This is a genomic window from Escherichia sp. TW14182 (genome assembly GCF_000208525.1).
GTDB classification, from domain to species: domain Bacteria; phylum Pseudomonadota; class Gammaproteobacteria; order Enterobacterales; family Enterobacteriaceae; genus Escherichia; species Escherichia ruysiae.
In genome coordinates, this window is the sequence record NZ_AEJZ01000224.1 from 1 (window position 1) to 11,082 (window position 11,082).

General features: G+C 52.8%; 13 protein-coding genes. 11 read left to right on the forward strand and 2 right to left on the reverse strand.

Going from position 1 to position 11,082, the window contains the following annotated elements; translation table 11 throughout:
• Positions 1-88: 88 nt before the first annotated feature.
• Complete coding sequence (gene yghA, locus EQY_RS0117400) at positions 89-973, reverse strand: NADP(+)-dependent aldehyde reductase (protein ID WP_000018751.1); 885 nt, start codon at positions 971-973, stop codon at positions 89-91.
• Positions 974-1,163: 190 nt separating this feature from the next.
• Between yghA and EQY_RS0117405 the strand changes: the two genes are divergently transcribed.
• The gene (locus EQY_RS0117405) at positions 1,164-1,658 is read left to right on the forward strand and encodes a TIGR00645 family protein (RefSeq protein ID WP_000439331.1); all 495 of its coding nucleotides are present in this window, start codon (positions 1,164-1,166) and stop codon (positions 1,656-1,658) included.
• A gap of 39 nt (positions 1,659-1,697) precedes the next feature.
• Here EQY_RS0117405 and gpr read toward each other — a convergent pair whose 3' ends face one another.
• Positions 1,698-2,738: an L-glyceraldehyde 3-phosphate reductase gene (gene gpr, locus EQY_RS0117410; protein WP_000262167.1), complete on the reverse strand. Its 1,041-nt coding sequence runs from the start codon at positions 2,736-2,738 to the stop codon at positions 1,698-1,700.
• Between the two features lie 156 nt (positions 2,739-2,894).
• On the opposite strand from gpr, the gene yghX reads away from it, so the two are divergent.
• From yghX to hybG, 10 genes are all read left to right on the forward strand, one after another.
• The gene (gene yghX, locus EQY_RS0117415; RefSeq protein WP_024212637.1) at positions 2,895-3,782 is read left to right on the forward strand and encodes a YghX family hydrolase; all 888 of its coding nucleotides are present in this window, start codon (positions 2,895-2,897) and stop codon (positions 3,780-3,782) included.
• 120 nt (positions 3,783-3,902) lie between these two features.
• Entirely contained in the window at positions 3,903-4,190 is a 288-nt protein-coding gene (gene yghW / locus EQY_RS0117420) for a DUF2623 family protein YghW (RefSeq protein WP_001059138.1), read from the forward strand.
• A gap of 188 nt (positions 4,191-4,378) precedes the next feature.
• On the forward strand, positions 4,379-5,497 hold the full coding sequence (gene hybO / locus EQY_RS0117430; protein ID WP_000145416.1) for a hydrogenase 2 small subunit: 1,119 nt from the start codon (positions 4,379-4,381) through the stop codon (positions 5,495-5,497).
• A gap of 2 nt (positions 5,498-5,499) precedes the next feature.
• A complete protein-coding gene (gene hybA, locus EQY_RS0117435; protein ID WP_001081870.1) occupies positions 5,500-6,486 on the forward strand; it encodes a hydrogenase 2 operon protein HybA in 987 nt (328 codons plus the stop codon).
• A complete protein-coding gene (gene hybB / locus EQY_RS0117440) occupies positions 6,476-7,654 on the forward strand; it encodes a Ni/Fe-hydrogenase cytochrome b subunit (protein WP_000017694.1) in 1,179 nt (392 codons plus the stop codon). Before hybA ends, hybB begins: the two co-directional genes overlap by 11 nt.
• On the forward strand, positions 7,651-9,354 hold the full coding sequence (gene hybC / locus EQY_RS0117445) for a hydrogenase 2 large subunit (protein ID WP_000083078.1): 1,704 nt from the start codon (positions 7,651-7,653) through the stop codon (positions 9,352-9,354). The genes hybB and hybC overlap by 4 nt, the downstream gene beginning before the upstream one ends.
• Positions 9,354-9,848: a HyaD/HybD family hydrogenase maturation endopeptidase gene (locus EQY_RS0117450; protein WP_001221938.1), complete on the forward strand. Its 495-nt coding sequence runs from the start codon at positions 9,354-9,356 to the stop codon at positions 9,846-9,848. The genes hybC and EQY_RS0117450 overlap by 1 nt, the downstream gene beginning before the upstream one ends.
• Positions 9,841-10,329: a hydrogenase-2 assembly chaperone gene (hybE, locus tag EQY_RS0117455; RefSeq protein WP_000134014.1), complete on the forward strand. Its 489-nt coding sequence runs from the start codon at positions 9,841-9,843 to the stop codon at positions 10,327-10,329. The genes EQY_RS0117450 and hybE overlap by 8 nt, the downstream gene beginning before the upstream one ends.
• A complete protein-coding gene (hypA, locus tag EQY_RS0117460) occupies positions 10,322-10,663 on the forward strand; it encodes a hydrogenase maturation nickel metallochaperone HypA (protein WP_000544957.1) in 342 nt (113 codons plus the stop codon). The genes hybE and hypA overlap by 8 nt, the downstream gene beginning before the upstream one ends.
• A 128-nt stretch (positions 10,664-10,791) precedes the next feature.
• The gene (gene hybG / locus EQY_RS0117465; protein WP_000334896.1) at positions 10,792-11,040 is read left to right on the forward strand and encodes a hydrogenase maturation factor HybG; all 249 of its coding nucleotides are present in this window, start codon (positions 10,792-10,794) and stop codon (positions 11,038-11,040) included.
• Positions 11,041-11,082: the final 42 nt, after the last annotated feature.

The window sequence follows — 11,082 nt, forward strand, 5'->3', positions numbered from 1 at the left end:
ATGTAGGCCGGATAAGGCGTTCACGCCGCACCCGGCAAGCGTTAAAAGTACGATGATGCCCGGTTGCTTCACACAACCGGGCATTTTTTTAGCCTAAATGTTCGCCGCCGCATACGCCGTGCACTTCTGCGGTGACGTAGCTCGACTCCTGACTTGCCAGATAAACATAAACAGGAGCCAGTTCCGCCGGTTGCCCGGCACGCTTCATCGGCGTTTTCTGACCAAACTGCGGGATCTTATCCTGCGTCTGTCCGCCGGAAATTTGCAGCGCCGTCCAGATAGGACCAGGTGCGACAATGTTCACCCGAATACCTTTCTCCGCGACCTGTGTTGCCAGACCACGGCTGTAGTTCAGAATCGCCGCCTTCGTTGCCGCGTAATCCAGTAAATGCGGGCTTGGCTGGTACGCCTGGATTGACGAAGTGGTGATGATACTGGCACCTTTTGGCAGCAGGGGAATCGCTTCCTGGGTTAACCAGAACAGCGCGAAAACGTTAATGGCAAAGGTCTTTTGAAACTGTTCGCTGGTGAGGTCTGCAATATCAGGAATGGCAACCTGTTTCCCGGCGACCAGCGCCATAATATCCAGCCCGCCTAACGCCTTATGCGCGTCGTGAACCAGCGAACGGGCAAATTTCTCATCGCTTAAATCGCCCGGCAGCAGAACGACTTTGCGTCCGCATTCTTCAATAATCTTTTTCACATCCTGGGCGTCTTCTTCTTCCGCCGGAAGATAACTGATCGCCACGTCAGCGCCTTCACGCGCGTAAGCGATGGCGGCAGCACGACCGATACCAGAATCGCCCCCTGTCACCAGTGCTTTACGATCTTTCAGGCGACCGCTACCAACATAAGTTTTCTCGCCACAATCCGGCACCGGCGTCATCTTCGCCTGGATGCCTGGCGTCGGTTGTTTCTGTTTGGGATATTCACCAGTGTAATACTGCGTGGTCGGGTCTTTTAAATGAGACATCGCTTTTCTCCCTTCAGGTTCAACGTCCTTTAAGGGTAGACGCTCTCGATGCGTTAATCAGGGAACCAGGAAGATCCCTAAACCTCAGAATTATGCGACAAAGGTTTAACGTATATGTTGATTTGCTGTTGCGCGCTGTTTACTCAATTGCGATATACTGTTGCCCGTTTTAACTACACGACAGGAATGTATGGAACGTTTTCTTGAAAATGCAATGTATGCTTCTCGCTGGCTGCTTGCCCCCGTGTACTTTGGCCTTTCGCTGGCGTTAGTTGCCCTGGCGCTGAAGTTCTTCCAGGAGATTATTCACGTACTACCGAATATCTTCTCGATGGCGGAATCTGATTTGATCCTCGTGTTGCTGTCGCTGGTGGATATGACGCTGGTTGGCGGTTTGCTGGTGATGGTGATGTTTTCCGGTTATGAGAATTTCGTCTCGCAGCTTGATATCTCCGAGAACAAAGAGAAGCTGAACTGGCTGGGGAAAATGGACGCAACGTCGCTGAAAAACAAAGTAGCAGCGTCGATTGTGGCAATCTCTTCCATTCACTTACTGCGCGTCTTTATGGATGCGAAAAATGTCCCTGATAACAAACTGATGTGGTACGTCATTATCCATCTGACGTTCGTGCTCTCTGCATTTGTGATGGGCTATCTTGACCGACTGACTCGTCATAATCACTGATCTGATTCGGGCGCGGTTCTCGCGCCCGTTATTAACAGGTCATTTATCGGAAGACGCCTGCCACAGATTCAGCTCGCCATCGGCGATATGCTGATCAATCTGCGCCAGCTCCTCGGTGCTAAATGTTAGATTTTTCAGCGCCTGCACGTTCTCCTCTAGTTGCTCCGCGCGGCTGGCACCAATCAATACCGACGTCACTCGCTCATCTTTCAGCAACCAGCTTAACGCCATTTGCGCCATTGATTGTCCACGCTGCTGTGCCATTTCATTCAATAAGCGCAGGCTGTTGAGGTTGGCTTCGGTGAGCATTTTCGGCGTCAGACCACGAACTTTATGACCTTCGCGATGCATCCGTGAATCCTCCGGAATACCGTTGAGATATTTTCCGGTCAGCAATCCCTGAGCCAGAGGAGTAAAGGCAATGCAGCCCACGCCGTTATTTTGCAGGGTATCCAGCAGGCCGCTTTTATCTACCCAGCGGTTCAGTAAATTGTACGAAGGTTGATGAATTAACAGCGGAATTTTCCACTCGCGCAGCAACTCGACCATTTTTTGCGTCCGCTCTGGCGAGTAAGAGGAGATCCCGACATAAAGCGCCTTACCGCTTTGTACCGCATGAGCCAGCGCAGAGGCGGTTTCTTCCATCGGCGTATTTTCATCCACGCGATGAGAGTAAAAGATATCGACATACTCAAGCCCCATACGCTTCAGGCTTTGGTCGAGGCTGGCGAGCAGGTATTTACGTGAACCGCCAGAGCCGTACGGGCCGGGCCACATATCGTATCCGGCTTTGGTAGAGATAATCAGTTCATCGCGATAAGCGGCAAAATCCTCCCGCAGCAGGCGACCAAAGTTCTCTTCTGCGCTTCCTGGAGGCGGCCCGTAATTGTTGGCTAAATCAAAGTGCGTAATGCCTAAATCAAACGCTTTACGCAGGATCGCACGCTGTGATTCCAGCGCGTTAACGTGACCGAAATTGTGCCATAAACCGAGCGATAACGCGGGCAGGCGTAAACCGCTTTTTCCGCAATAGCGGTATTGCATCTGCCCGTAACGTTCGGGATTTGCTAACCAGACCATGACCTCTCCTTTCAACCGTTCAATTTCGAAACAATGTTTCTAGTTTAGCGATTCGCCAGCGTGTATCCCGTAGTGTGGCTCACAGAGTGACGAAAAACTGGGCAAAAACACGTGCTTATGCTTTGCTTAAAAAAACACCAGTTGAGGAGTGCAACGATGCCGCGTTTAACCGCCAAAGATTTCCCACAAGAGTTGCTGGATTACTACGACTATTACGCTCATGGGAAAATCTCGAAACGTGAGTTCCTCAACCTTGCGGCGAAGTATGCGGTGGGCGGGATGACGGCATTAGCGTTGTTTGATTTGCTCAAGCCAAATTATGCGCTGGCGACTCAGGTAGAGTTTACCGACCCGGAAATTGTTGCTGAGTACATCACGTATCCTTCGCCAAATGGTCACGGCGAGGTACGGGGTTATCTGGTGAAGCCCGCGAAGATGAGCGGCAAAACGCCAGCCGTGGTGGTGGTGCATGAGAATCGTGGACTGAATCCGTATATCGAAGATGTGGCACGGCGAGTGGCGAAGGCTGGGTACATCGCCCTGGCGCCAGACGGTTTAAGCTCCGTGGGTGGATATCCGGGGAACGATGATAAAGGTCGTGAGCTGCAACAGCAGGTCGATCCGACTAAGTTGATGAATGATTTCTTTGCCGCAATTGAGTTTATGCAACGCTATCAGCAAGCCACGGGCAAAGTGGGTATTACTGGATTTTGCTATGGCGGTGGTGTCTCAAACGCGGCTGCGGTGGCATATCCGGAACTGGCCTGTGCGGTGCCGTTTTATGGTCGCCAGGCACCCACCGCTGATGTGGCGAAAATCGACGCACCTTTACTGCTTCACTACGCTGAAATGGACACCCGAATCAACGAAGGCTGGCCTGCTTATGAGGCGGCGTTGAAAGCGAATAATAAGGTCTATGAGGCGTATATTTATCCGGGGGTTAATCACGGATTCCATAATGATTCCACGCCCCGTTATGACAAATCTGCCGCCGATCTTGCCTGGCAAAGGACGCTGAAATGGTTCGACAAATATCTCTCCTGATGGGTTTATCTCTTTCTGGATAACATTCTTAACATGCTGAAAAAAATAGCGTGCGCAAAAGTCGTTCTTTGCCTAAAATATCGCTATATAGGTTCATATATAACGTTTAAGGGCAAAACGATGAATAACCATTTTGGTAAAGGCTTAATGGCGGGATTAAAAGCAACACATGCCGACAGTGCGGTTAATGTGACTAAATTCTGTGCTGATTATAAGCGTGGATTTGTATTAGGCTATTCGCACCGGATGTATAAAAAGACCGGTGACCGCCAGCTCAGCGCCTGGGAAGCGGGTATTCTGACGCGCCGTTATGGACTGGATAAAGAGATGGTAATGGATTTCTTTCGTGAGAATAATTCCTGTTCTACATTACGATTTTTTATGGCTGGTTATCGCCTCGAAAATTGATCAAACATACGTATTATCTTGCTTTAATTAATTACACTAATGCTTCTTCCCTTCGTTTTAGCGCCCCGCCGCAGTATCATGACAATGATAACCATAATAAATGTGTGGTAAATGGCGCATCGATCGCATTATTGATTTTGCGGTTGAGGCAAAATATATGCCAGGTCTTCGCAACGGAATAACTATAAATGACTGGAGATAACACCCTCATCCATTCTCACGGCATTAATCGTCGTGATTTCATGAAGCTTTGTGCAGCATTAGCCGCCACCATGGGGCTGAGTAGCAAAGCCGCCGCAGAGATGGCCGAATCGGTCACTAACCCGCAGCGCCCGCCGGTTATCTGGATTGGCGCGCAGGAATGCACCGGTTGTACGGAATCTCTGCTTCGTGCAACGCATCCAACGGTAGAAAACCTCGTGCTGGAGACCATCTCTCTGGAGTATCACGAAGTCCTTTCCGCCGCATTCGGCCATCAGGTTGAAGAGAACAAACATAACGCGCTTGAGAAGTATAAAGGGCAGTATGTGTTGGTTGTGGATGGTTCCATCCCATTAAAAGATAATGGTATTTACTGCATGGTTGCCGGTGAGCCGATTGTGGATCACATCCGCAAAGCGGCGGAAGGCGCAGCAGCCATTATTGCTATCGGTTCTTGCTCCGCGTGGGGCGGTGTCGCCGCAGCTGGGGTTAACCCCACCGGCGCGGTCAGCCTGCAAGAAGTTCTGCCGGGCAAAACCGTTATCAACATTCCAGGCTGTCCGCCGAACCCGCACAACTTCCTTGCGACCGTTGCGCACATCATCACTTACGGCAAACCGCCGAAACTGGATGACAAAAATCGTCCGACCTTCGCCTATGGCCGTCTGATTCACGAACACTGCGAACGTCGCCCGCACTTCGATGCTGGTCGTTTTGCCAAAGAGTTCAGTGATGAAGGCCACCGCGAAGGCTGGTGCCTGTACCACCTTGGCTGTAAAGGCCCTGAAACTTACGGCAACTGCTCAACGCTGCAATTCTGCGACGTTGGCGGCGTGTGGCCGGTGGCGATTGGTCACCCGTGCTATGGCTGTAACGAAGAAGGTATCGGCTTCCATAAAGGCATCCATCAGCTTGCCAACGTCGAAAATCAGACGCCACGCTCACAAAAACCGGACGTGAATGCTAAAGAAGGCGGCAACGTCTCTGCGGGCGCTATCGGTTTGCTTGGCGGCGTGGTTGGGCTGGTTGCCGGTGTCAGCGTGATGGCGGTGCGTGAACTGGGTCGTCAGCAAAAGAAAGATAACGCTGACTCACGGGGAGAATAACCGTGAACAGACGTAATTTTATTAAAGCAGCCTCCTGCGGGGCATTGCTGACGGGCGCGTTGCCGTCGGTCAGCCATGCGGCTGCTGAAAACCGCCCGCCAATTCCGGGATCGCTGGGTATGTTGTATGACTCGACCTTGTGCGTAGGCTGCCAGGCTTGCGTCACCAAGTGTCAGGATATCAACTTCCCTGAACGTAACCCACAAGGGGAACAGACCTGGTCGAACAACGACAAACTGTCGCCATACACCAATAACATCATTCAGGTGTGGACCAGCGGCACGGGGGTCAACAAAGACCAGGAAGAGAACGGCTACGCGTACATTAAGAAACAGTGTATGCATTGCGTCGATCCGAACTGTGTCTCTGTGTGCCCGGTCTCCGCGCTGAAAAAAGATCCGAAAACCGGCATTGTCCATTACGACAAAGACGTGTGCACCGGCTGCCGTTACTGCATGGTTGCCTGCCCGTACAACGTGCCGAAGTACGACTACAACAACCCGTTTGGTGCGCTGCATAAGTGCGAGCTGTGCAACCAGAAAGGTGTGGAACGTCTCGATAAAGGCGGTCTGCCTGGCTGCGTAGAAGTGTGCCCGGCGGGCGCGGTGATTTTTGGTACTCGTGAAGAGCTGATGGCTGAGGCGAAAAAACGTCTGGCGCTGAAGCCAGGCAGCGAATACCACTATCCGCGTCAGACGCTGAAATCTGGCGACACTTACCTGCACACAGTGCCGAAATATTATCCGCATCTGTACGGCGAGAAAGAGGGCGGCGGTACTCAGGTTCTGGTACTGACGGGTGTGCCTTATGAAAATCTCGACCTGCCGAAACTGGACGATCTTTCTACCGGTGCGCGTTCCGAAAATATTCAACACACCCTGTATAAAGGCATGATGCTACCACTGGCTGTGCTGGCGGGCTTAACCGTGCTGGTTCGTCGCAACACCAAAAACGACCATCACGACGGAGGAGACGATCATGAGTCATGATCCACAACCGCTGGGCGGCAAAATCATCAGTAAACCGGTCATGATTTTTGGACCGTTAATCGTCATCTGTATGCTCCTGATTGTGAAACGTCTGGTGTTCGGTCTGGGCTCTGTCTCCGACCTGAACGGCGGCTTCCCGTGGGGCGTGTGGATCGCGTTTGACCTGCTGATCGGCACCGGCTTCGCCTGTGGCGGCTGGGCGCTGGCGTGGGCGGTATACGTCTTTAACCGTGGGCAATACCATCCGCTGGTGCGTCCGGCGCTGTTGGCGAGTCTGTTTGGTTACTCACTGGGTGGCTTGTCGATCACTATCGACGTGGGTCGCTACTGGAACCTGCCGTACTTCTACATTCCGGGTCACTTCAACGTGAACTCGGTACTGTTCGAGACGGCGGTCTGTATGACTATCTACATCGGCGTGATGGCACTGGAGTTTGCTCCGGCACTGTTTGAACGTCTGGGCTGGAAGGTGTCGCTCAAACGTCTGAACAAGGTGATGTTCTTCATCATCGCGCTTGGTGCGCTGCTGCCGACCATGCACCAGTCTTCAATGGGGTCGCTGATGATCTCGGCGGGCTACAAGGTGCATCCGCTGTGGCAGAGCTATGAAATGTTGCCGCTGTTCTCGCTGCTGACGGCGTTCATCATGGGCTTCTCGATTGTCATCTTTGAAGGTTCGCTGGTGCAGGCGGGTCTGCGCGGCAATGGTCCGGATGAGAAGAGCCTGTTCGTCAAGCTGACCAACACCATCAGTGTGTTGCTGGCGATTTTCATCGTGCTGCGCTTTGGTGAGCTAATCTATCGTGACAAGCTGTCCTTAGCGTTTGCCGGTGACTTCTACTCCGTGATGTTCTGGATTGAAGTCCTGCTGATGCTCTTCCCGCTGGTCGTTCTGCGTGTGGCGAAGCTGCGCAATGATTCCCGTATGCTGTTCCTGTCAGCACTGAGCGCGCTGTTAGGTTGTGCAACCTGGCGTCTGACCTATTCGCTGGTGGCATTTAACCCAGGCGGCGGTTACGCCTACTTCCCGACCTGGGAAGAACTGTTGATTTCTATTGGTTTTGTGGCTATTGAGATTTGCGCTTACATCGTACTCATTCGTCTACTGCCGATACTTCCTCCTTTAAAACAAAACGATCATAATCGTCATGAGGCGAGCAAAGCATGAGCCAGAGAATTACTATTGATCCGGTAACCCGTATTGAAGGGCATTTACGCATCGATTGCGAAATCGAAAATGGCGTCGTTTCGAAAGCATGGGCTTCCGGAACCATGTGGCGCGGCATGGAAGAGATCGTGAAAAACCGCGATCCGCGCGATGCATGGATGATTGTGCAACGTATCTGTGGCGTATGTACTACCACTCACGCGCTGTCTTCCGTTCGTGCGGCAGAGAGTGCGCTGAATATCGACGTTCCGGTTAACGCGCAATACATCCGTAACATCATTCTGGCTGCGCACACCACGCATGACCATATCGTTCATTTCTATCAGCTTTCGGCGCTGGACTGGGTGGACATCACTTCTGCACTGCAAGCTGACCCAACCAAAGCCTCCGAAATGCTGAAAGGCGTTTCGACCTGGCATCTGAACAGTCCGGAAGAGTTCACCAAAGTTCAGAACAAGATCAAAGAGCTGGTTGCCAGCGGTCAGTTGGGTATTTTCGCCAACGGCTACTGGGGTCACCCGGCGATGAAACTGCCGCCGGAAGTGAACCTGATTGCGGTAGCTCACTACCTGCAGGCGCTGGAGTGCCAGCGTGACGCTAACCGCGTCGTGGCTCTGCTGGGCGGTAAAACGCCGCACATTCAGAACCTGGCGGTAGGTGGGGTCGCTAACCCAATCAACCTCGACGGTCTGGGCGTGCTGAACCTTGAGCGCCTGATGTACATCAAGTCTTTCATCGACAAGCTGAGCGACTTTGTTGAGCAGGTTTACAAGGTTGATACCGCAGTTATCGCCGCGTTCTACCCTGAATGGCTGGAACGCGGTAAAGGTGCAGTGAACTACCTGAGCGTGCCGGAATTCCCGACCGACAGCAAAAACGGTAGCTTCCTGTTCCCAGGCGGCTACATTGAGAATGCGGATCTGTCCTCGTATCGTCCGATCACTTCCCATTCCGATGAATACCTGATCAAAGGCATTCAGGAGAGCGCGAAGCACTCCTGGTATAAAGACGAAGCGCCGCAGGCACCGTGGGAAGGCACAACCATTCCGGCTTATGACGGCTGGTCTGACGACGGTAAATATTCTTGGGTGAAATCACCGACTTTCTACGGCAAAACGGTAGAAGTGGGTCCGCTGGCGAACATGCTGGTGAAACTGGCGGCAGGACGCGAGTCTACCCAGAACAAACTGAATGAAATCGTTGCAATTTATCAGAAACTGACTGGCAACACGCTGGAAGTGGCGCAACTGCACTCCACGCTGGGGCGTATTATTGGTCGTACTGTTCACTGCTGCGAATTGCAGGATATCCTGCAAAATCAATACAGTGCACTGATCACCAATATCGGCAAAGGCGACCACACCACGTTCGTGAAGCCGAACATTCCGGCAACGGGTGAGTTCAAAGGCGTTGGCTTCCTTGAAGCACCGCGCGGTATGCTCTCTCACTGGATGGTGATCAAAGACGGTATCATCAGCAACTATCAGGCAGTTGTTCCGTCAACCTGGAACTCTGGCCCGCGTAACTTCAATGATGACGTCGGCCCTTACGAACAGTCGCTGGTAGGCACGCCGGTTGCTGATCCGAATAAACCGCTGGAAGTGGTGCGTACCATTCACTCCTTCGACCCGTGCATGGCCTGCGCGGTACACGTAGTGGATGCCGACGGCAACGAAGTGGTTTCAGTGAAGGTTCTGTAATGCGTATTTTAGTCTTAGGGGTCGGCAATATTTTGCTGACCGATGAAGCCATCGGTGTGCGGATTGTCGAAGCGTTAGAGCAACGATACATTCTGCCGGATTATGTTGAAATCCTCGATGGCGGCACGGCGGGAATGGAGCTGCTTGGCGACATGGCAAATCGCGATCATCTGATCATTGCGGATGCCATTGTGTCGAAAAAGAACGCGCCGGGAACGATGATGATCCTGCGGGATGAAGAAGTTCCGGCGTTGTTTACTAACAAAATCTCTCCGCATCAGCTTGGCCTGGCCGACGTATTGTCGGCCCTGCGCTTCACCGGCGAGTTTCCGAAAAAGCTGACGCTGGTCGGCGTGATCCCGGAATCGCTGGAGCCGCACATCGGCTTGACGCCGACGGTAGAAGCGATGATTGAACCTGCGCTTGAGCAGGTTCTGGCTGCGTTGCGCGAATCAGGCGTGGAAGCTATCCCACGGGAGGCTGCTCATGACTGAAGAGATAGCAGGTTTCCAGACCTCCCCGAAGGCGCAAGTACAGGCAGCGTTTGAAGAAATTGCCCGGCGTTCGATGCACGATCTTTCTTTTCTGCATCCTTCAATGCCGGTGTATGTTTCCGACTTTACGCTGTTCGAAGGTCAGTGGACGGGGTGTGTGATCACCCCGTGGATGCTGAGTGCAGTTATCTTCCCCGGCCCGGATCAACTCTGGCCGCTGCGCAAAGTGAGTGAAAAAATCGGTCTGCAACTGCCGTATGGCACTATGACCTTTACCGTTGGTGAACTGGACGGTGTTTCGCAATACCTCTCCTGCTCGCTGATGTCGCCGCTTTCGCACAGCATGTCGATTGAAGAGGGTCAACGCCTGACGGATGACTGTGCGCGAATGATCCTTTCGCTGCCGGTCACCAATCCGGATGTACCACACGCAGGGCGTCGCGCCCTGCTGTTTGGTCGCAGGAGTGGCGAAAATGCATGAGTTGTCGCTTTGCCAGAGCGCCGTTGAGATTATCCAACGGCAGGCGGAGCAGCACGATGTTAAGCGCGTCACCGCCGTGTGGCTGGAAATTGGCGCGCTCTCCTGCGTTGAGGAGAGCGCCGTCCGTTTTAGTTTTGAAATTGTCTGCCAGGGAACGGTGGCGCAAGGGTGCGATTTACATATCGTCTATAAACCCGCCCAGGCCTGGTGTTGGGATTGCAGCCAGGTAGTGGAGATTCATCAGCACGATGCGCAGTGCCCGCTCTGTCATGGCGAGCGGTTGCGTGTCGATACCGGCGATTCGCTGATCGTCAAAAGTATTGAAGTTGAATAAGACTGCGGACAACGCCTGAAAAGCGCACGGACGGTTCCCTCGCCCCTTCGGGGAGAGGGGTAAGGTGAGGGGAAACACCCAAAGGTTTTTTTCGCGTTTGTCTGCAATCGAAATAACCGGAGTTAACAATGTGTATTGGCGTTCCAGGCCAGGTGCTGGCTGTCGGTGAAGATATTCACCAGCTTGCGCAGGTTGAAGTATGTGGTATCAAGCGCGACGTGAATATCGCGCTGATTTGCGAAGGTAACCCTGCCGATCTGCTGGGCCAGTGGGTACTGGTGCACGTCGGATTTGCCATGAGTATCATCGACGAAGACGAAGCCAAAGCCACATTAGACGCACTGCGCCAAATGGATTACGACATTACCAGCGCGTGAAAATTAGCTTTCGTAGGCCTGATAAGACGCGGCAGCGTCGCA

Bases quoted from the DNA above. Each gene is read 5' to 3' on its own strand.
- hybE (WP_000134014.1), top strand. From the start codon at position 9,841: ATGACTGAAGAGATAGCAGGTTTCCAGACCTCCCCGAAGGCGCAAGTA.
- EQY_RS0117450 (WP_001221938.1), top strand. From the start codon at position 9,354: ATGCGTATTTTAGTCTTAGGGGTCGGCAATATTTTGCTGACCGATGAA.
- EQY_RS0117405 (WP_000439331.1), top strand. From the start codon at position 1,164: ATGGAACGTTTTCTTGAAAATGCAATGTATGCTTCTCGCTGGCTGCTT.
- hybO (WP_000145416.1), top strand. From the start codon at position 4,379: ATGACTGGAGATAACACCCTCATCCATTCTCACGGCATTAATCGTCGT.
- yghW (WP_001059138.1), top strand. From the start codon at position 3,903: ATGAATAACCATTTTGGTAAAGGCTTAATGGCGGGATTAAAAGCAACA.
- yghA (WP_000018751.1), bottom strand. From the start codon at position 973: ATGTCTCATTTAAAAGACCCGACCACGCAGTATTACACTGGTGAATAT.
- hybB (WP_000017694.1), top strand. From the start codon at position 6,476: ATGAGTCATGATCCACAACCGCTGGGCGGCAAAATCATCAGTAAACCG.
- yghX (WP_024212637.1), top strand. From the start codon at position 2,895: ATGCCGCGTTTAACCGCCAAAGATTTCCCACAAGAGTTGCTGGATTAC.
- hybC (WP_000083078.1), top strand. From the start codon at position 7,651: ATGAGCCAGAGAATTACTATTGATCCGGTAACCCGTATTGAAGGGCAT.
- hypA (WP_000544957.1), top strand. From the start codon at position 10,322: ATGCATGAGTTGTCGCTTTGCCAGAGCGCCGTTGAGATTATCCAACGG.
- gpr (WP_000262167.1), bottom strand. From the start codon at position 2,738: ATGGTCTGGTTAGCAAATCCCGAACGTTACGGGCAGATGCAATACCGC.
- hybG (WP_000334896.1), top strand. From the start codon at position 10,792: ATGTGTATTGGCGTTCCAGGCCAGGTGCTGGCTGTCGGTGAAGATATT.